This is a genomic window from Chlorobium ferrooxidans DSM 13031 (genome assembly GCF_000168715.1).
Lineage (GTDB): Bacteria > Bacteroidota > Chlorobiia > Chlorobiales > Chlorobiaceae > Chlorobium > Chlorobium ferrooxidans.
The window spans coordinates 35,980-56,532 of record NZ_AASE01000003.1; the positions used below are offsets into that span (position 1 = coordinate 35,980).

Annotated in this window: 19 protein-coding genes; 6 read left to right on the forward strand and 13 right to left on the reverse strand. The window is 49.3% G+C overall.

The window, feature by feature from the left end; translation table 11 throughout:
* Positions 1–5 precede the first annotated feature (5 nt).
* Positions 6–365 (forward strand): response regulator, encoded by a 360-nt coding sequence (locus CFERDRAFT_RS02735; RefSeq protein ID WP_006365677.1) that lies wholly within the window; start codon positions 6–8, stop codon positions 363–365.
* An 85-nt stretch (positions 366–450) separates the two neighbouring features.
* Here CFERDRAFT_RS02735 and CFERDRAFT_RS02740 read toward each other — a convergent pair whose 3' ends face one another.
* The gene (locus CFERDRAFT_RS02740) at positions 451–1,152 is read right to left on the reverse strand and encodes an SDR family oxidoreductase (protein ID WP_006365678.1); all 702 of its coding nucleotides are present in this window, start codon (positions 1,150–1,152) and stop codon (positions 451–453) included.
* Positions 1,153–1,345: 193 nt separating this feature from the next.
* On the opposite strand from CFERDRAFT_RS02740, the gene CFERDRAFT_RS02745 reads away from it, so the two are divergent.
* Complete coding sequence (locus CFERDRAFT_RS02745; RefSeq protein WP_006365679.1) at positions 1,346–2,689, forward strand: pentapeptide repeat-containing protein; 1,344 nt, start codon at positions 1,346–1,348, stop codon at positions 2,687–2,689.
* An 80-nt stretch (positions 2,690–2,769) separates the two neighbouring features.
* Positions 2,770–3,000: a hypothetical protein gene (locus tag CFERDRAFT_RS02750; protein WP_040432977.1), complete on the forward strand. Its 231-nt coding sequence runs from the start codon at positions 2,770–2,772 to the stop codon at positions 2,998–3,000.
* 43 nt (positions 3,001–3,043) lie between these two features.
* On the opposite strand, the gene CFERDRAFT_RS02755 is transcribed toward CFERDRAFT_RS02750, so the two are convergent.
* The 4 genes from CFERDRAFT_RS02755 to CFERDRAFT_RS02770 form a co-directional block, all read right to left on the reverse strand.
* Positions 3,044–3,337: a hypothetical protein gene (locus tag CFERDRAFT_RS02755; RefSeq protein ID WP_006365680.1), complete on the reverse strand. Its 294-nt coding sequence runs from the start codon at positions 3,335–3,337 to the stop codon at positions 3,044–3,046.
* 243 nt (positions 3,338–3,580) lie between these two features.
* Positions 3,581–4,123 carry a PAS domain-containing protein gene (locus CFERDRAFT_RS02760; protein WP_232209744.1) on the reverse strand — a complete coding sequence of 181 codons (543 nt, stop codon included), beginning with the start codon at positions 4,121–4,123 and terminating at the stop codon, positions 3,581–3,583.
* A 343-nt stretch (positions 4,124–4,466) separates the two neighbouring features.
* Positions 4,467–5,231, reverse strand: a complete 765-nt coding sequence (locus tag CFERDRAFT_RS02765) for a TerC family protein (RefSeq protein WP_006365682.1) — start codon at positions 5,229–5,231, stop codon at positions 4,467–4,469.
* A 237-nt stretch (positions 5,232–5,468) separates the two neighbouring features.
* Positions 5,469–7,382 (reverse strand): potassium transporter Kup, encoded by a 1,914-nt coding sequence (locus CFERDRAFT_RS02770; RefSeq protein WP_006365683.1) that lies wholly within the window; start codon positions 7,380–7,382, stop codon positions 5,469–5,471.
* Positions 7,383–7,996: 614 nt separating this feature from the next.
* Here CFERDRAFT_RS02770 and CFERDRAFT_RS02775 point away from each other — a divergent pair.
* Together CFERDRAFT_RS02775 and CFERDRAFT_RS02780 are read left to right on the forward strand one after the other, a co-directional pair.
* Complete coding sequence (locus CFERDRAFT_RS02775; RefSeq protein WP_006365684.1) at positions 7,997–8,500, forward strand: septal ring lytic transglycosylase RlpA family protein; 504 nt, start codon at positions 7,997–7,999, stop codon at positions 8,498–8,500.
* 180 nt (positions 8,501–8,680) lie between these two features.
* On the forward strand, positions 8,681–9,157 hold the full coding sequence (locus tag CFERDRAFT_RS02780; RefSeq protein WP_006365685.1) for a septal ring lytic transglycosylase RlpA family protein: 477 nt from the start codon (positions 8,681–8,683) through the stop codon (positions 9,155–9,157).
* 28 nt (positions 9,158–9,185) lie between these two features.
* Here CFERDRAFT_RS02780 and CFERDRAFT_RS02785 read toward each other — a convergent pair whose 3' ends face one another.
* The 6 genes from CFERDRAFT_RS02785 to mazG all read right to left on the reverse strand — a co-directional run bounded on the left by CFERDRAFT_RS02785 (position 9,186) and on the right by mazG (position 15,492).
* The gene (locus tag CFERDRAFT_RS02785) at positions 9,186–9,896 is read right to left on the reverse strand and encodes a class I SAM-dependent methyltransferase (RefSeq protein WP_006365686.1); all 711 of its coding nucleotides are present in this window, start codon (positions 9,894–9,896) and stop codon (positions 9,186–9,188) included.
* 227 nt (positions 9,897–10,123) lie between these two features.
* On the reverse strand, positions 10,124–11,986 hold the full coding sequence (gene dsbD / locus CFERDRAFT_RS02790) for a protein-disulfide reductase DsbD (RefSeq protein WP_006365687.1): 1,863 nt from the start codon (positions 11,984–11,986) through the stop codon (positions 10,124–10,126).
* A 48-nt stretch (positions 11,987–12,034) separates the two neighbouring features.
* Complete coding sequence (locus tag CFERDRAFT_RS02795) at positions 12,035–12,922, reverse strand: FAD:protein FMN transferase (RefSeq protein ID WP_006365688.1); 888 nt, start codon at positions 12,920–12,922, stop codon at positions 12,035–12,037.
* Complete coding sequence (locus CFERDRAFT_RS12615; protein WP_269479149.1) at positions 12,876–13,004, reverse strand: hypothetical protein; 129 nt, start codon at positions 13,002–13,004, stop codon at positions 12,876–12,878. The genes CFERDRAFT_RS02795 and CFERDRAFT_RS12615 overlap by 47 nt, the downstream gene beginning before the upstream one ends.
* Before the next feature lie 19 nt (positions 13,005–13,023).
* Entirely contained in the window at positions 13,024–14,190 is a 1,167-nt protein-coding gene (locus CFERDRAFT_RS02800) for a DUF3570 domain-containing protein (protein ID WP_232209749.1), read from the reverse strand.
* Between the two features lie 492 nt (positions 14,191–14,682).
* Positions 14,683–15,492 carry a nucleoside triphosphate pyrophosphohydrolase gene (gene mazG, locus CFERDRAFT_RS02805; RefSeq protein ID WP_006365690.1) on the reverse strand — a complete coding sequence of 270 codons (810 nt, stop codon included), beginning with the start codon at positions 15,490–15,492 and terminating at the stop codon, positions 14,683–14,685.
* Positions 15,493–15,647: 155 nt separating this feature from the next.
* Here mazG and mnmE point away from each other — a divergent pair, with 155 nt between their 5' ends.
* On the forward strand, positions 15,648–17,072 hold the full coding sequence (mnmE, locus tag CFERDRAFT_RS02810; protein ID WP_006365691.1) for a tRNA uridine-5-carboxymethylaminomethyl(34) synthesis GTPase MnmE: 1,425 nt from the start codon (positions 15,648–15,650) through the stop codon (positions 17,070–17,072).
* 101 nt (positions 17,073–17,173) lie between these two features.
* Here the strand turns inward: mnmE and CFERDRAFT_RS02815 are convergent, their stop codons facing one another.
* Both CFERDRAFT_RS02815 and CFERDRAFT_RS02820 read right to left on the reverse strand, forming a co-directional pair.
* Complete coding sequence (locus CFERDRAFT_RS02815; RefSeq protein ID WP_006365692.1) at positions 17,174–17,650, reverse strand: DUF1566 domain-containing protein; 477 nt, start codon at positions 17,648–17,650, stop codon at positions 17,174–17,176.
* Positions 17,651–17,846: 196 nt separating this feature from the next.
* The gene (locus tag CFERDRAFT_RS02820; RefSeq protein WP_006365693.1) at positions 17,847–20,528 is read right to left on the reverse strand and encodes a carboxypeptidase-like regulatory domain-containing protein; all 2,682 of its coding nucleotides are present in this window, start codon (positions 20,526–20,528) and stop codon (positions 17,847–17,849) included.
* Between the last annotated feature and the right edge of the window lie 25 nt (positions 20,529–20,553).

Below are 20,553 nucleotides of genomic sequence, written 5' to 3' on the forward strand. Positions count from 1 at the left end.
TCATTATGAAAATTCTGGTTATTGACGATGACGGCGACGTCAGAAAGTTTATTCTCACCACACTTACAAGGGAAAACCATACTGTCTTTGAAGCCGGAGACGGCAACCAGGGTCTTCAGCTGCTTCAGGAACACAGGGATATCTCTGTGGTGATAACCGACCTCATCATGCCTGAAAAAGAGGGTCTTGAAACGATCATTGAAATCCGCTCGCTTTTGCCGGCAATAAAAATCCTGGCCATCTCGGGCGGAGGAAAAGTCGGCCCGGATAACTATCTGGTTCTGGCCGATACACTCGGCGCAAACTCCACCCTGAAAAAACCATTCACAGGCAAAGAGTTGCTTGATGCCCTCAGAAACCTTTAACGATTATCATCAAAAATGTTGCCGGTAAAGAGAGCAATCAGGGGCCGAAAAATCAGCATGCAGCGCCGGAAGCTTCTGAACCGCTTTATTCAGGAATCATGGAATAAAAGGGCTCCAGACTCTGCTGATTTTCTTCAACCTCGTTGATCACCTCAAAGGTTTTGTTTTTCGCCTTTTCTACCCAGAGCGAAAGCACCAGAAGCTCCGCAACATCAGAGCGGTTGATCCAGCCACTCCACAACCTGTCACCGGTATCAACATGGAGCCGGTGTCTCAGAGGTTCACCATCTTTCAGCCCTCCCGGCCGTACTATGGTGAAGGAGCGGTCAGAGCCGGAGAATACCTTTCTCACATGCTCTTCGGCCTCCCATTTTTTAAGCAGAACACCGGCAAACAGATTGAGCGGATGATACCATTTGGTAACAGCCATAGAGCTGACAAGGGCAAAATGCTTTACCCCTGCGTTGGCGGCCTCATCAACAAGCCTCATCACACCATCGCGATCCACCTCTGCGGGGGAGGACTCCCCTGAATAGGAGCCGGAGCCGAGCGCTGAAATAACCGCACTGCACCCCTTCACCGCCACGGCAATATCAGTGGCGCTCTGGATCACACCGCTGACACACTCTACTCTGTCGCCAAAAAGGCTCACGGCCTTATCCCTGTCGCGGCAGAAGACTCTGACGGGAACACCATAATGCAGCAGGCGCTTCACAACCCATTGACCGGTGCGTCCCGTTCCCCCGGCCACAAGAACCCTTCCGTTGTAACTATTTTCAGAATTCATGATATCCCCTGTAAAAGTTGAGATCAAATTATTATGTAATAACGTATTAATAGAGAGAACCCTTTCGCCGGCATTTAAGTTTCTCTTCTCTCTTGTAATTTCATTACTTTTTAAATTCACTACGGCCCGACGCTCATGATAAAGAGATTCAGAGCTGGAGTACGAGCCTACCCAATCAAATAATCAGGCAACTATGAATCGCAAAGGCACTCTGATCGCAACGATCTGTATTGGTCTGGTCGTTTCAGCAGGCAATAGTGCTGTGGCATACGATACCGTGACACTGAACGCACTGAAAAAGAGCGTTGCCGAATGGAACAGCTGGCGCCTTGCCTCACCGGCAGCAAACATCGATCTCTACAAGGCTGTACTTGAAGATGCCGATCTGAGTGAAGCAAATCTGGGTGGAGCCCTCCTCGTTCGCTCTGACCTCAGTGGTTCAAAACTCAACAGGGCAAACCTGAAGGGCGCAAACCTCATGATGGCATTTATCAAAAAAGCTGACATGAAAGGCACCGATCTTTCCGGTGCATGCCTGATAAAGGCAAATATGAAGGGTTCATTCATGAAAGAAGCCATATTCAGGGGGGCAAATCTTCAGGGTGCCAACCTGAGATGGGTCATGCTTGAAGAGGCCGATATGGAGGACGCGAACCTGGCAAACACGGTTCTGTTTGAAGCCAATCTCGAAAACGCGAACCTCAAGGGGGCAAACCTGAAAGATGCGGTATTCCTTGATCAGGCTCTTCTTGAGCGTGCCGTCCTGTCAAACAATACCATCCTCCCTTCGGGAGATAGAGCCACCTTACGCTGGAGTCTGCTCCATAATGCAAAATTTGTCCGAGAACCGGAGCGCTCCCCGTTAACCTATACGACACCGGTTTTCACCCCTTCTGAAAAAAAGGAGAGTCACGGTTCACTCACAGCACCCTCTTCGGTCATATCGGGCACAAAAAGCAATGAACAGCCTGCACTTGTCATCGAGGATGTTGAGTCATGGAACACTATGCGCAAGACAAAAAAAGATCTCGACGTAACCATGAAAGAGGAAAAGCTCGACGATTCAAGCCTGAAAGGGGTTAATCTGCAGGGTGCGACTCTTTCCGGATCAAGCTTCAAGAGCGCATCGCTGGATGAGGCCAATCTGGCCGGTGCAAATCTCAGTAAGGTCAACTTCCATAAAGCCGATATGAAAGGGGCTCATCTGCAGGGTGCGAATCTGCAGGGTGCAAATCTTGACCGCGCATTTCTCAAAGATGCGGACCTGAGCAATACCAACCTCTCAAACGCTGTTCTTTTCGGAACAATACTCACCGGAGCGAATCTGCAGAATGCAAATCTTGAAAATGCATCACTTTTTGAAGCCGATCTCGAAGAGGCAAATCTTGGGGGGGCAAATCTGAAAGGGGCAAACATTACCGATGCCAATTTCAACAATGCATCACTATCTCCTCTCACAACACTTCCGTCAGGAAAACCCGCAACAGCGGAGTGGGCAACGCTGAATCGTGCGAAATTTATAATAATCAAGAAATAAGCGAGCACCCGGAATAGCACTGAATCCGGCTGGCATTTATATGTTGCGGTTTATAATCCTGTAAAAGAGGGGACAAAAGCATGGCAAACATTCTTGTAGCAAGTTACTACAGCAGATGGGACCTGCATAAACATACAGGCAGAATTGCGATCTATGACTCAAGTAGTCAATTGATTGAAAACCACTCATTCTCCGACCCGGCTGAATTTCATGCGGTAGTGAGTATGCTCCGCAATGAAAAGCCCCTGTGGTATGAAACAGAGGCCCACTATCTGCGAACCGGCAATGAACCTGCAGGGGAAAACGAATAGCACAATCACCCCCTGATTTTATTGCATGAGAACCAAAGTGGAATCAGGGTTGTTCGTTGATCCTCGGAAAGCGCTTCCGATAAAGAAAATGATGGAGAATCCTGGCTTTACTGATATTGGGGTCACCGGTATTCAGTCTGTGCTGTTTTCCCGTTCGGGTAACAACATCAAGGGATCCATCATTATTGACGCTGACAACCTTCCAGAACTTGTCCACAACATAATGATATTCCTCCCCGTGTTCCAGCGGATAAATCTGCTTGGCACGAGGTCCCGGAGAAAAAGAGCATTTCGGCTTATGGTAAACAATATAATCGCCAACCTTGAACTGACTCATACCAACCTCCTTACCTGCTTAATAACCGAACATTACTTTATATATAAAACATATAATTTATAGTAATAAAATCGGGAGAAAAAACCGTATCAATTTAATAGCATTACGGACTTGAAACAAGACGATATATTTCAGAAAAAAGAGCCGATTGATCACCATAAAACAGGAGCGGATTCTTCCGGGGAAATAACGGCATGAAGCGTAACTGCAGAAAAGAACAGGAAAGCTGCAAATAATGAGCGTCTAACTCTCTCTGCGCTTTAAAATCATAGCATATTCAGCCTGTTCTGACATTGGTATCTTTTTTATATACAGGCAGAGCTCAACAGGAATAAAACTGCCGTCACTTGTTTTGAATCTCGAAGCAAACGAGACAATATCATCATCAAGCCGCTGCTGCTGCAAAACACTCTGTATGGTGACATAATCATCAGGATGGATCAATCGGGATAATTCAGCACCGGACAAAGCCCCTTTTTCATATCCCAAAAACCTTTCAATCGATCCTGTCAGATCAACGATACGTTCATCCTGATCAACAATTGCATAGGCATCGATCGCCGGCTTGCTCACATCAGTACTTCCGGCAATCTGCAGCCGAACCTTCCTGAAAAGGTTTTCAATATCCATACGGTACCGGGACAACGCCAGTGTATTACTCAGCGAAGAGGGGACCGTGCTGTGAACATGACCGGAGATTAGCCACTCTATATCTGCGCCATCCTTTTCAAGCCGCGCAATCATTTTCTTTCCGGGCATGCATTTACCCGAAAGATAGGGAGTCATCTGAGCCGGATATTTAATGCCGGTAGCACGACAGAACGCATTGACTGATCCGTGTTTTTTCAGAACGTACTCTCTGAGTCTTTGATTGAATCCCGTAGATGAACCCATAACATCAAAAAAAGGAGTGCATTGAAAAGTGCCTGCCATACATGAGCATCTCTATACAGCAACGAGTATGGAGAAATCAATAACAACAGGTAAATAAAGCATCCGGAAGGCAGAAATACCACAACTTTTCGGGAGCAAACGAATGAATATACCTTCCGGTATCAAATATACATCTTATAAAAAAAGATATACTAAAGAAAAACCGTGATCGCACTCTTCATCAGGAGCTTATACCTCAACGATCTTTTGCCGGATAGTTGAACAGCTGACTGGTCAGCATGGGAATAACAAAAACAGCAACGGTGACCCCGGAAGTGATAATATCTCCGGTATGGCCTTCAAGCAATCGAACAAAAACCGTTTCCGGATAAAAATGCTCCACGGCAGAGAGGGTGAGCTTGAGACCAAGCAGGCCAATGACGACAAACGCTGAGGTCTCAAGAAAGGGATACTTCTCCATCAACCGGACAAAGCCCTGGGCAACAAACCGCATGGCGAGAATACCGATAAACACGCCGGTCCAGATCAGAACGATGTTGTCAGTAAAGGCAACAGCGGCAAAAATATTATCTATGGAAAAAGCCAGATCCATCATTTCGATAAGCAGCACCGTGGACCAGAATGTTCCAAGCGATCCTGATGTCCATTTATACAGCCAGTTATCCTCTTTCTGAAAATAGTCATCGCTTTTTTGCGGAGTTGATCGTCCTTTCATCCAGTCCCAGAAAAGATAGAGCAGGTAGAGTCCTCCCAATGGCTTCAGCCACCATATCTGAACCAGAACTGCTGCAAAAAAAAGACAGATTCCTCTGAAGGCATAAGCTCCGATAATGCCGTATCGAAGTGCAATCGCACGTTTTTTTTCAGGAAGGTCCATAACCATTGTCGCAAGTACTGCTGCATTATCGACCGAGAGCAGACTTTCAATGATGATCAGATTACCGATAACAAGCAGTGACGACAGTGGATTATTAAAAATATTGTGGACAACATCCATCATAATTCAATCAGTATGTACTATTCCCTCATAATAACGCTCATGCAACGCTTTTCCATATAAAACGCCGTCACAACTACCGATCAACGATCTTCTCTTCTGACAGTAGTCCCCGGTGTATTGGGTTGTGAGGGGTTTGAAGGCGAAACGGATGGAGCACAAAAAACCGAGTCGCGACAGGCAGGGATAAGGATGTCGAGAACACCCGAGCCCTGTCTGTCGCGAAGGCAACAAATATATTCAGATCTGCACCAGAAGACCTATCTCAATTACCTGACCGGATGGCAGATCGTAGTAAGCTGTAGCACTGAGTGCATTTCGGGCCATCAGGGCAAAAAGCTTTTTCCGCCATAAAATCATCTTCGTTTTCAGGCCGGCAACAATTTTCTCACGACTGAGAAAAAAGCTGATGGCAGCAGGCTTGAAATGCAGACCCTGATGATTAGCCAGAGCTATGACCTGGCGAATATTGGGGTACTCAAGAAAACCAAATCGGGCAACAACCTTGAAAAAACCATCGCCAAGCTTGACTACCTCAACCTTGCGGCTGTTCGGCACCCTCGGCACCCGCTCTGTACTGAAATGAAAAAGTGCCACCTCCGAATGCAGTACCTTGTTATGACGAAGGTTGTGGAGCATGGCAATTGGTATTACATCCGGATTGGCCGTCAGATAGACCGCCTGCCCGGTTACCCGCTGAGGCTGCTGCAACGCAAGACTCTGCATGAACTCTTCAACCGTGAGGGTACGGTCCTGCAACTGCTGCAAAAGAAGAGTGCGCCCCTGTTTCCATGTCAGCATAATGGTAAAGATAACCAGGCCGATCGCAAGCGGGAACCAGGCGCCATGGAAAAGTTTGGTCATACTTGCCCCGAAAAAGGAGATATCGACCACAGCAAAACAGCTGATCATAATCGTGAGCGCCACATTGTTCCACTTCCAGAGATCACGGGCAACATAGTAAAACAGGATGGTGGAGATCAGCATGGTGGCCGTAACGGCAACGCCATATGCCGCGGCAAGCTTGCTGGATGAGCCGAAACCGGCAACCAGACTGATGGTTGCAATCATAAGCGACCAGTTCGCTGCCGGAACATAAATTTGTCCCATATGCTTGGCAGAGGTATGCGTAACCGTAAGGCGGGGAAGATAACCAAGCTGGATGGCCTGCTGGGTTAAAGAGAAGACGCCGGTGATCAGAGCCTGTGAGGCAATAATCGTTGCCGATGTTGCCAGTATCACCATAGGAATCATTGCCCACTCCGGTACAAGCCCGTAAAAGGGATGATGAGACTCCTGCGGAAATGCCAGGAGCAGTGCTCCCTGTCCGAAATAGTTAAGCAGCAAAGCCGGAAGCACCAGCACTACCCAGGTCATACGGATGGGACGCCGTCCAAAATGGCCCATATCAGCATAGAGTGCTTCAGCACCGGTAACCGAGAGGAAAACCGCACCGAGCACCATAAAGCCCTGAAGATGATTGCCTAAAATGAATGAGATCCCGTACCAGGGCAGAATTGCCTGCAGAATCTGCGGATACCGAATAATCTCCATAAGGCCGAGCACTCCGATAACCGCAAACCAGACAAAGATAATCGGACCGAAAAGAGCTCCGACCCTTGCTGTGCCGTGATGCTGGAAGAAAAAAAGAAGAGCAAGGACTGCAATGGTGACAGGAATAACCAGATCCTTGAATGCCGGCGCAATAATCTGAACACCTTCAACAGCGCTGAGAACCGATATGGCCGGCGTAATCATACCGTCACCATAGAGCAGTGCCGCACCGAAAAGGCCGATAGCCACCAGAAACCAGCGTTCATGACCGATTTTTTTACTCTGGGTAATGATCAGTGCTGTAAGGGCCAGAATACCGCCCTCACCGTCATTATCCGCCTTCATGATAAAGGTCAGGTATTTCAGACTGACAATCAGCAAGAGCGACCAGACAAGCAGGGAGAGCACTCCGAGAACATTGCCCTCTGTAACAGGAATACCATAATCGCCATGGAAACATTCACGAACAGCATAGAGGGGACTGGTTCCGATATCACCGAATACCACACCGAGAGCAGCAAGAGAGAGGCCTGCAAGCCGTTTAAAGCCGGAAGGTTCTGAATGGGAAGCTGAACCTGGCTCTTCAGACGTTATTGACATGATTATCTTCTCAAAAAAAATAATATAACACAGGTTTCATGCCTGATAAAAACAACAATAAAGCCAATTAATCCTAAAATTACAAAGGACCGCCACTGTGCCTGCATCTGTAAGAGAGGAAAAAGAGCGTTCGGTTGCACACCGCTACCATACCTTTAGAGAACAAAATATTGAGTGCTCAATATAGACAATAGTTGCCCAATCGAACAATTCGGCTGGCCGGACAGCGATCCGCAGCCGAGCATTGATCACCATCCTTTCAGAATCCGGAAACAACCCCGGAGCGTGTTCGTAAAAAAAACAGAACAGCAGCAGTCTTACCTGGAATGAATATTATCCACAATAAAGAATAAAATGAGGATTTACTGCCGGGTATCCTGAAAACAGCAAAAGCTCATTCGAAGGATGAATTTTAGCCATTAAAATTCGATTTATCCCTCCAAAGGGCTCGAAACTCCTGTATTTAAAAGGCTTTGCGTAATAATTGCTTATTATGATTTTATTTCTTTATATTAAGAGGTGCCGGGGAACTGAATGGATTATCGATTTTTATTCATTTCGACTCATCACTCCCTGGATTCCGTCACGATGACGGGCAACCAAACCCCGAGTTTATGAAGCATGAAAAACAAGTTATCAACCTATCATTTGTAATAGCTCTGATGTTGGCCACTCTTTCGGTCAATACGAGCGGTTCGATTTTCTCCGGAATAACCGAACGATATAATCCTTTCTACAGCTCTGCAGAAGCAGCGCAGCAGAACAGCTCACCACTGAATACAGAATCACACATAAACACTCTCGTCGGTGAAGGGAAAGCCTCCTTCTACGCCAATCAGTTTCATGGCCGTACAACGGCAAATGGCGAGACCTTCAATATGAACAAGCTGACCGCTGCCCATCCTTCACTGCCTTTCGGCACATGGGTAAGAGTAACCAATATGCGAACAGGCAAAGACGTTGTCGTTCGGATCAATGATAGAGGTCCATTTGTCAAAGGCAGGATTATCGACCTCTCTATCGGCGCAGCAAAGGAGCTTGGCATACTGAAAACAGGAACCGCCCAGGTTAAACTGGAAACTATTGGTTCCTCCAACCGCAGATCATCAGCTTCCTGACGGCCGCCTCCTCATCCCGGTTTAAACAGGATGCACTCGGAGGTTACTAACGGTTTTTGTATATTAAACATGGAAAGGCCACCCGGCCTTTTCATGTTTACAAGCGGAACAAAACCGGCTCTGACTGAATTGAGGCGAAAGAGAAAACGTTTAAAAGAACGCTCATAACCTTTTGGCATTATGACGAAAATCAGACGACCTGCGCTCCGGCTCCCTTTTCTCCTGATTATTACCCTTATTATCTGCTGCCCTGCATTGAACACCGCACCACTCTATGCAGCAGAAGCATCTGAACTTCCCTTTGAAAACAGCTCTTCATTCCCGCAGGATAACTGTGGTGTGACCACCCTTATTCCTGAGCGCGCTTTGGCTGCTGAAGGGACCGCCTCCTACTACAGCAGAAAGTTTCAAGGCAGAAAAACAGCAAGCGGTGAATCTTTTAACTGTAGCCACTTCACTGCAGCCCACCGCTCACTTCCTTTTGGAACCAGTGTCAGGGTGATCAATCTTGATAACGGAAAACATGTCGTTGTTCGCATCAACGACCGGGGTCCTTATTTAAAGGGACGAATTATTGATGTTTCTCCAGCCGCCGCCAGAGAGATCGGGCTTTTCGGCAATGGAACCGCCAATGTGCGCATTGAAGCCTGGAACTGAGGTGTCTCCTCCCGGCATCCAGGCGCCATTACTTTCTGAAAACCATCACAAGTGCTGAGCTCCGGTTGTTCATAAACGACTGGTGCTCAAAACCGCCATACACCCCCTCAACCGAAAACCCCGCAGCAGTAAGCCGGCTTAAAAAGGCATCCTCGCAAAGAGGATAGAGCGGTGACTCTTCATGAAAAATCATTTTTCCCCCGGAGATCATCTTTACCTCAAAAGTTACCTGTTCCGGCGAGATGCGGCTATATCGGCGATGAAACTCCATCGAGCCGGAGGCAATACTTTTTACCGGAAAGGTATACTCCTGCAAAGTCAGAAAATAGTCCCAGTTCACAACCTGAAAAACCCAGAATCCTCCCTCCGCAAGTTGCTCATACAGCGAAGCAAAAAAAAGCGAAAGCTGCCCTCCGGAGAGATGAGCCAGCACATTACCGATTGAGTAGATCATCTGAAAGGATGAGGGGATGCGCTCTATGGCGGTCATATCCATGCAGTGGAATGCAGCAAGCGGAAAATCCTCCTTTGCTGCAGCAATCATCCCTGAATCAAGATCAACCCCCACAGCATGGTAACCATCAAGGGCAAACCTGCCGCAATAGAAACCGGGACCGCAGCCGGCATCAAGCAGTTTGCTTCCGGGAGCGCCAGCATACTCCTGGAGGAAGCGATAAACCTCCTCTCTGAAAGGGAAAATCTGACTGTAAAACGGTGCGAATTCCGTATAAAAAGACATGCCGCTGCATTTAGATTGCCTGTCACTGCAGGAAGTAACGTACCCATAACCAGAAAAGATAAGCAGAACTGTTCACAACAACCAGCCATACGAAAGGGCGGTGTGGCTGAAAACAGCTCGCCCTGTTTCCGTCTGGCAAGGGCGGAAGCAGGGCAAAAATGGGATCAAGCAGAGCGGCGCATGACCACCTGGCGCGGGAATCCGGTAATCTTTTCAGCCGGAAGCGATCAACTGCCTGCCACAAACTTGCTGAGATGAGTGGAAAAAGCAGGTGCTTCAAGAAAACCGATAACTCTGCTGTCCGGAATCTCCTTGCCTGATGCATCAAAAAAGATCATACCGGGAGGGCCGAACAACCCGAAGCGTTTCATCAATTCACGGTCATCAGCACTGTTGGCGGTAACATCAACCTGAAGCAGTGTCAGGTTGTTGAACTGTGAAATCACTTGGGGATCATGAAAGGTGAACTTATCCATCTCCTTACAGGCAACACACCAGTCAGCATAAAAATCGAGCATGACCGGCTTTTCCGCCGACTGGAGAGCCTGATCAAGCTCTGCTGCTGAGCGGATCTGTGTGAAAGCGACCCTCTTCTCATCACCTGAAACAGAAACCGCAGAGGCATGAAACCCTGAGAGCGGCTTCAGGACATCGGTTCCGCCTGAAGTCGCGCCAATAAGCTCCAGTACCCCGATAATAAAGAGCACCAGCCCAAGAGCCTTGCCGAACTTCTGGGCAATCGTTGATTTTTCGGCATGTTTATCGAAAACCCCGAGAAAGACAGCACAAAGAATCGTGTATGCTCCCCATGCGATCATGACCGCCTGAGCCGGAATAACCGGTGAAACCATCCAGATGGCAACAGCAATCAGCAGAAGTCCGAAAACATATTTCACGCCGATCATCCATGCTCCGGCTCGGGGAAGCAGACTTCCGGCAGACAATCCGACCAGCAGAAGCGGAACACTCATACCCATGGCCATTGAAAAAAGCGCCAGTCCGCCAATAACCACATCTTTCGTCTGGCTGATATAGACAAGCGTTCCTGCGAGCGGCGCAGCAACACAGGGCCCGACAATCAGTGCTGAAAGGGAGCCCATCAAAAACACACCCACAAAACGACCGCCCTTGAGGTTTCCGGAAGTTTTGTTCAGCTTGTTCTGTATGGAGGCAGGCATCTGAAGCTGATAGACATCAAACATCGAAAGCGAGAGCGTCACAAGCAGAAGCGCAAAGAGTATCAGTACCCAGGGTTTCTGCAATGCTCCTGCAAGTCCCTCACCGGCAAGCCCGGCGGCAACACCAAGAGAGGTATAAACCAGTGCCATTCCCAGACAGTAAGCCAGCGCCATTAAAAAACTGCGACGGCGGGTCACTTCGCCCTCACCGACAATAATCGACGAGAGAATGGGAATCATGGGCAGCACACAGGGAGTAAAGGAGAGCAGCAGACCGAACGCAAGGAATGCAAGGGCTATTTTCCAGAGACTTCCGCCTGCCAGGGTTGATTTCGCCAGATTGAGATCGTTATCTGCCGGCTTTACTTCAGTCGGTGCCACTGATGATGGCGCTGCTGCACTGTCTGCAGGAGGTGTAACTGATCCGGCATCGGCAACCGGCTGTTCACCTGCCACAGCCAGTACTCCCGGTTTTGAAGGATCAACCGTGAAGCTCTTGGTTATAGGTGGATAGCAGAGGCCGTCTTCGGCACACCCCTGATACTCGACGTTGAGCGTAAATATGCCGTCCGCTTTTACAACAGGAGCTGAAACCGACAGCCTGTCATGATAGATAGCAAGCTTTTCGTTTGTTGTCGGATCGGTATACAATATTGCCTTCGGCATAACGGGATTCTGAAGCTTCGCAGCCCCTCCATCAACAGTCGCCTTCACCTTGTCCTGATAAAGCTTGTACCCTTTTGCTATCTCCCAATTCAGCAAAATCGTTTTGGAGCCGCTCAGCTCAGCCCTGAGCTTGAAGGCCTGATCAGGATCAAGAAACTCAGCCGCAAAAGCAACACGTACAGTACTGCAGAGTACCATAAAAAAAGTAAAAAGAGCGGCTGCGCGCCTGAAATAATAATGCGTCATAATGTTATCGCCTCAACGTCGTTAGTGAATATTATAAAATCTGCTCTGTTAAGTATTGTGATAAATCCTGCCGAACTTGTCCACTGCCAGATAGTCCATTCCCGAATCCTTGAGGAAAGCCAACCCATCATCCTCCTTGAGCATTGCGATGGTCGAGTAACTCCCCGCTGTTATGGCTAACGGAGCCACAACCGTTACCGAACGCCAATAGGTGACCGGATATCCCTTACGGGGATGGATGATATGGCAGTATCGTTTTCCATCCGCTTCAAAAAATCGCTCATAATCACCGCTTGTGGCAAGTGCGCCGGAATAGAGCGGGATAGAGGCAATCGTTCTTTCGCGGTGACGCGGATCCTGAATACCGATTACCCAGGGCGTACCGTCAGGTTTTGGGCCTATAACCCGTATATCACCGGCAAGATTGACATAACCGGACTTTACCCCTTTTCCGTGAATAACCGCCGCAGCTCTGTCGGCGGCATACTCTTTGCCGAAGCCGCCAAAATCAAGCTCCATTCCCGCAACCGGCAGATGCACCCGGTCATCCTTCTGCTCCACACGCTTCCAGTCGACAAGAGGAAGCAGCGATGAAAGCGTTTCCGGTGAAGGCACTGCGGCCTCACTGAAGTTCCAGGCCTTGCGCAACACCCCTGAAGTGATATCAAATAACCCTGAACTGGTTTCATAGAGCTTATCTGCATACTGCAAAAGCGTTATGGTCTCCGTGTCACAGGAAACAGAATCCTGGCCGGCGGCAGCATTGATGCGCGAAACAATGCTCTCCGGCCGGTATCGGGAGTAGATACGCTCAATTCTTGAAACCTCCGCGATGGCATGTGCGGCTATTGCCTGCCCTTTATTCTTGCTTTCGGCAACAAGGACAACTTCACAATTGCTCTTCATTGCCTGAAAGCGAAAACGAAAAATATTCATAACTGCTTTTTTTGTAGAACGACCGGGAGTCAAGCGCCCCGACCGGCAGGTTCACAACCGCCATGTACATCTGAAAATTCATACTCTTTCCTGCATTCTACTCAGAACTGCCGTGAAACTCCGGCCTGAACACTTCTGGCATGAAAAGCCGTGACTCCCTGATCGCCGTTACCAAATAGTGCCCACTCTTGACGCTGTTCATACTTTTCGAACTTCAAATCCACCAGCCAGTCACGGCCCAACTGCTTGCTTATCTTAACCCCGGCCGTAACGGCGCCAAAAGCTGAAAGTCGCTGATCTTCCGTATAAAAGAGTGCGCCGGCAGGAGGCGGTGTGGCTGTTGACGGGTTTGCCTGCTCTGCCGGGCCGGCTACCACATAAAAATCAGCCTCGGACTGTGTATAGAGTCGAAGCAGCGGTGTTATTGTCCAGCCATGATGCAGCGGCTGCACATACTCACCCCCAAGCGTATGCGCCCGAATACCGAAAGAGTCGGTGTAATAACGCCAGGAGAGCCTGATGGTACCGTCACTGCCATCGAAATGGTGGTTCCACCGGGTCAGGAGGGTCATGTTATTGCGATCCCTCGGCCTCTGGTCCGGATCCTTGTAGGGATCGGTGTAATAGCCGTTTCCGTTTGAGTAGCCAAGGTTGAGCTGCACAATATCACGCTTCGATAACACTCTTGTAACGCCAAACAGGCCCGCTAATATCTGCTTCCCTTCATCCCGGTCCTGTTTTTTCACCGCCACAACATTCGGAACACTGAGCTTTATGGTGTCATCGGTAAAACTTCCGCCGAGAGTATACGTTGTGTTTTTGTCTTCAGTCGACCAGCTCCCCTGCAAAGAGGCGCTGCGGGAGATATAATCAGACTCTTTCGAATAACTGACAGCAGCTCCCAGCGTTCCCCTTGAAAAGTACCGGGTGAGATTGAAGTCTCCGGCATAACGCAACTCCCCCGATGCTCCCGATACCGCGTTATTTGCCGGAAAACCTGAGGAGTGGTAGGCCGGAGAAGCCCCGGTAACCGAATCCTCCATGAACGATGTTCCGATTGACCATTTACCGGCAATGGGAGCTGTTGCCATCACAGTAAGAGCATTAACCGCAATCCGATCCCTCTGCATCCCTGTTGTAAACGCTGAATCTCCGGACTGACTATCCTGATAATTCAGATATTTCATGCTGACCACTCCCCGTTCCGGCGGAGCATCAGCATAGAGCATCTGCCCTGAGGGCAATGCCAGTGCGGCACCTAAAAGCACACTGCTCAAACGGGTGGATTTTACCTTTGAATGCAACCTCATCACATAGAGAGCAGTTACTGTTATTTCTAAATTGATAACCCCCGCAGCAGCAAAAAGCTGATTACCTGTTTACGTGCAAGATCTCTTGCCGGAGAATATTTCTGATGGTGTCAACCACCTTTTTTCCCCTGCATGTGCAGAAAAAAAAAGGCGTTAAAATACAACAACAGAATACATAATTACTGCTTTCCGGAAAAACAACTGCCAACGCAAGGTGAACACAAAATCAATGCCGGTACATCAAGAGGAGTATCTGGTTGTTATTATCAGGTCATCAAGGCAACAGCGCAGTCATCGACGCATCTCTATCATCACCAGCCAAAATCAATATCATCAAGGTGCTTACGGTACCGGCAGGATCAGCAGCTTATCAGCTAACCCTTTTTAATTGTAGTGAATAAACAATTAAAGAAGCCTTAACGATAACTTAATTTACGCTTAAAAAACGTCCTAACACCGTTTTGCCTCCTGCCACAAGGCATCAAGCTCTTCGGGGCTGAACTCCTTCCAGTCGCGCGCCGAAGAGTGCACCTTCTCTTCAACAGCGCGAAATCTGGCCATGAACTTGTTGGTGGCTTTTCTGAGCGCGTCTTCAGGATTGGCACCAAGAAAACGGCTGTAGTTGACAATAGTGAAGAGCAGGTCGCCAAACTCCTCCTCCTGCTCAGCCTTGCCTGCCGCATGTTTCAGTTCACTGATCTCTTCAGCAAGCTTGTCGAGCACCCCGTCATCACTTGGCCAGTCGAAACCGACTCCGGAGACCTTTTTCTGCACCCGGTATGCCCGCAGCAGCTCCGACATGGTGTTCGGCACACCCTCAAGCAAACTTTGACGACCCTCCTGCATTTTAAGACTTTCCCAGTTTTTCACAACCTCCCGTTCGCTCTCGGCTACAACGTCACCAAACACATGAGGATGACGGCTTATGAGCTTGTGAGAGAGCGCATCAAAAACATCTCCAAACGAGAAGGTTCCGCGCTCACCGGCGAGTTCCACCTGAAAACAGAGGTGGAGAAAGAGGTCGCCTATCTCTTTTTTAAGTTCACTCTCGTCCCCCTCGTCGATAGCATGTACCAGCTCATAGCTCTCCTCAAGCAGCAGATGGGCAAGCGAGTGCGATGTCTGTTTTCTGTCCCATGGGCACTCCTGGCGAAGCACCTTTACCAGGCTGACCACCCGTTCAAACTGCTCCTGAAGCGTACGCTCTCTCTTTGCGGTAATAGCAGCTTTCAACTGCTCAATCGGTCTGTTCTCCTGCATGGTCTCTTTTGATTTTGTTTCCCTTCAAACTGCCAAGGGTATCGCTCTACAGTATCGGGACGAAACAGCGTTACAACGATGCCCTAAAGTTACAATTTCTTGCCTCTAATCCTTATACTTCCAGAACGTACAGTCAACCTCAAAAACCAGCAGCCATGACCACCCGCTCCGCCTCTCTGCCTGAACCGGGCATGCCGATAGCCGCAGTTGCAACGCCGGTTGGTGTCGGCGCACTGGCGATTTTGCGTATAAGCGGCAGGGGAGTTTTCGGGATCGCCGGGCGTATTTTCAAAAAAAAGCAGAACCCCGCATTCCGATTTGCAGAAGCTAAGGGATATACGGCCCATTTCGGCTCCGTACATGACTCTGAGGGACTGATTGATGAAGTGGTAGCACTCGTCCTGCGCGCCCCGAACTCCTTTACCATGGAGGATATGGTGGAGTTTACCTGCCACGGCGGGCCGGTTGTTGTTCAGCACATTCTGAAAGTGCTGCTCGATGAGGGGTGTCGCCTGGCTGAACCCGGAGAGTTTACCCGCCGCGCCTTCCTCAACGGCCGCATTGATCTCCTCCAGGCTGAAGCCATCGGAGAGATGATCCATGCCCGCTCTGAATCAGCCTTCCGCACGGCGGTGACCCAGATGCAGGGGACACTTTCACTCCGTCTTGAGGCCATGCGCGAGCAGCTTCTTCGCTCCTGCGCACTGCTTGAGCTTGAGCTGGATTTCAGCGAGGAGGATGTGGAGTTCCAGAACCGCAGAGAGCTTCAGCAGCAGCTGGGAGTGTTGCAGGAGGAGCTGCGTCGTCTTGTCGACTCCTACCAGCATGGCAGGATAATGAAGGAGGGGGTTGCAACAGTCATTGCGGGCAGACCGAATGCCGGTAAATCAACCCTCCTCAATACACTGCTCGGCCTGGAGCGCTCGATTGTCAGCCACATGCCGGGTACGACCCGCGACTACATTGAGGAGTGCTTTCTCTATAACAAAACCATGTTCCGCCTCACCGATACTGCGGGTCTGCGCGAAGCCGAGGAGGCGGTCGAGCACGAAGGGGTGAAGCGAAGCTATCGAAAAATTGCCGAAGCCGACCTTATCGTATACATCCTTGACCTCACGCTTGATGACTATGCGGATGAGGTTGCCCGAATTCTTGAATTCAAAAGCGAGTACCGAAATGCAAGGATGATTGTTGCGGCCAACAAAATTGACCTGGCATCGGAAAGTCCGGAAAGGATTCAAGAGCTGCGTGAGGCAACCGGTTGTGACGTTTGCGGAATTTCGGCGGCAAAGGGGGAAGGGCTTGAGACACTTAAAGAGCTGATGAGCACTATGGTTGTTGGGCTCGACAAGCTGCATGAGGCAAGCGTGCTGGTCACCAGCCTTCGCCACTACGAAGCCCTGCGCAACGCCTCCGATGCCCTCGAAAACGCCCGGATGTTGATCAACAGCAACTCCGAAACCGAACTCATCGCCTTTGAACTCCGTTCAGCCCTCAACTACGTCGGTGAGATCACCGGAAAAGTCATCAACGAGGAGATACTCAACATGATCTTTGACCAGTTCTGCATAGGCAAATAGATCGCCTGCGGTGAGCCGGATAACCCTGCAACCGGAAAGATATTTTACCGGATGAAGCCATAACCGGCATTTATTCTTTCCGGCTCTGGAATAACCTACGGTCAAAACGCCCGGATAGCCCTTACCCGGTTGTAGGCGTCCTTTGGTTCGGCGCTCTGGTTGCCGAACCGACTGAAATCCTTTATCCAGATTCCGGCTTTAATCCAGCCTCCTCCGTCAGGGCTCTCCGAGGAGCTCCAGTAGGTGGCGGAATCCTGCACAAAACCACCGACCACCCGTTTATGCATAAAGAGCTGGTTCAACTGCTCCTTGTCTGGCAGAATCCAGTCACGAAAACCGCCGGCTTCTGATTTTCTGCATGCCTCCACTGCATCCGGCCAGTTAAACAACCCTTCAGACAACCCTTTCATGGCGGCTATACCCGGAGAGGATCCCTCCATATCGGATTTTGCAGCTATCAAACCGTGCACTCCTGTCTGGTCGATAAAAAAGATAATCCCGCCACCATATTGCGCGCCGATTTTGATGTCGGGTGAAGGATATGATTTCTCTCCGAATAGTTTGTTGAACAAAGACATAAATGAGGCTTGAAACGTTAACTAAAAGGCACTTCTATTAATTTATTCCGCAATTCGATTGCTTCGTTTGTTCCCGACAACGTCGGGATCGGGATACATTCCGGTTATTGCACTCCGCCAGCCTATCAATCAAACCACTCTCGACAACCAAAAGCGGTGCCCTGCAGTATACTACTTGTTACCCGTTCCACCGCTCTCAGGGTGCAGGTTCACCGACGGGAACCTCTACCGGCGGAAGGGGAGGAACAACAATAGTCATATTGACATCAAAAAGGAAATCATCCTTGATCGTTATATCAACCGGACGGGGATTTGCAATCGGGCGATTTCCGACCGATACCGGAGTGATCCGGTATGTTCCGCTGCGAAGGGTATCGGCACGATAGTAACCGAATTCGTTGGTAAAGGTCTTGACCGCGGATATGCCCTCCTTGCCGGATACTTCGAGCAGGACATTGGCAATACCGTTGCCGGAGGAGTCACCAACAAATCCTGCGACACCGAACTCCGCATAAACCGGAATGGTGAGCGCCGTAACCGCTCCGCTTTTAACTTCCACTTTCCTCTCTTTCTGATCAACCGCCAGCTCAATAGGCAGTTTTTCGGGATCAACAGCAACATTATAGATACCGGGCTTCAGACTCCCGATAAAAAATGATCCATCAATCTGCTGCTGCTGCATCTGACGGCCATTGAGCAGTATGCTGATATTATTGATGTCGGAAGCGGAGAGCTTTGTCTCATTGCCGATATCGAGTGACCCGGCAATAGCTCCTCTGGTAAGGGTAACGGCATTGCGATTGATAGGAAAAAGCCCCCGGTTCGACCAACCAAGATCCCATGACAACGAGAGTGCAACATTTTTCTGTGTCTCGGGCATAATAACGTTGGCATTCACATCGCCCATGGTAATATTGGCGACGGTTTTCATCTGATAGGTATACTGCAGGGCAACCCTGAGTCCGGTATTGATATAACGGGTCCATGATCCGGCAATTCCGAACGATGATGCTGAACGGGAAATTGCCGTCTCGATCAGATCATTGGTATTCTCTTTTGGGTACCAGTTGAATAACAGATTGGTGATATTTGTTTTATAGATACGGTGATAATCGTTTAACAGTCGAACGTTGAAGTGATTACTGAAATTGCGCTGATAATCGAGAGAGATAATATCATTCTGATAGATCGTACGCAGGGTATTGTAATCACCTATCCGGATGCCGGCCTCATAACGGTAGTTCTCAAAATCATCAGGAGTTGCGCTGAGTGTAAGCCGGGAAAAAGGATAGAGGCTGACTGCGGGCAGAACATAATGGGCAGGCCAGCGATCCCCCAGTTTTTCGTAGTGCGCAATAATCTGCACCCCCAACTGCCGGAAGGGAGATGCTCCCCAGCGGAACAGATGATTGATATCTCTTTCCTGAAAATCATAGGCGAAACGATCCTGGCGTATGGTTCCCCAGTATGCCGCCGTCCAGTTCGTATAGTGGCCTTCAAGCCGGAAATCGGCAGCTCCGCGTTCATTGGAACGGGCTCCGTAGAGTGCGGCATTCCAGTTTGCTCCGGGAGAGAGTATTGTTCCGAGAAGCAGATCCGATGATTGAGCTGACGGGTTCAACTGCATTGCAGCTTCAAGGGTAATTCTGCTGTGCAGGCCATAGAGTACATTGCCGAAAGCAGCATCTGCATTGTTAACCCGCTCCTGCTGGATGAGCAGGTTTCCGGTTTTTCCCAGACCGCCGCGAATCAGCAGTTCTCCCTGCGGCAGAGCCCTTCCCGCAACTGACTGGCTGAAGTCAATGACCTTGAAGGGTTTTTCATTGATGGAACGAAGATAGATATACACCTCAGTTTTACGAAGGTCTGTCGACATCCGGACGTTCTCAAAAAAGAACTTGCCGTCGAGACCGATGCGCTGGCGCTGAAAAACCTCACCGTCAAAGCGCAGTTCAGCGATACTGGCGGGTGGGCCGTTGCCTTCAATAGTCCTTAACTGGTTTGCATCAATATTCAAAAAAAGCTCGCTTGCATTATCCTGCCCGGCATCAAGCTGGCGCATAATCGAATGGTTATTCCAGCCGATCTGCACACCGGTCATGTTTGTCGAACCGATCAGCGAATAACTTCCGGTATACCCGGTACCGATCCGAAGAGCAAGTTTATTGTTGAAGGTCGTCCAATGGTAGCGTGAAGGGGTAAATGCCGATCCTCTTTCGGTCGCAGCAGTGACATTCCAGACACCGTTCAAGAGCCTTCCTCCGCTTGCGATCTGCAGATTACGATTGACATCCGAGTTAAAATCATAGTCGGCTGAAGCCTCGATGCCGATAAATGAAATGGAGCGATCCGGAGCCAGGATATCGGCCGTTCTGATTGCCATTTTTCTCGGTGAACCGGCACTCCAGGGGATAGTGAGCATAACAGCGAAGAGAGGCTGGTTAAACTCCGGAGAGGCAAGAAAGGTGGTTTTAAGATCAGTAAAAGAGATGCATGGAACAGCATCAAACTCTTTCAGTCTGGCTGTATTGAAACTGATAACGCCGATATTCGTCGGATAAAAGGCTGTTCCGGCACTCCGACGCTCCTCTTTTAACCCCGTTTTGTCAAGAAAGATTGAAAACGGAATCCAGTACTCCCTGTTTTCACGAAAAACCGTATCCTCTTTTTCCAGGCGGTTATTCATGTAGATACCGACGAGCAATCGCTCCATACCTGAAGCAACCTGTGCATTGGATGGCGATAGCTGAACGGAAGGAGTGGGTGTTTTAACTGACGGCGTATCAGGCAAAGAGCCTGCTTCTTCCGCTACTGCCACAGAGGAAGAGAAGAGCGCAATAAGTGCGATATGGAGAACAACAAAAAGATAGCGCTGCATAAAGCTGAAAAGAGAAAATGATCCC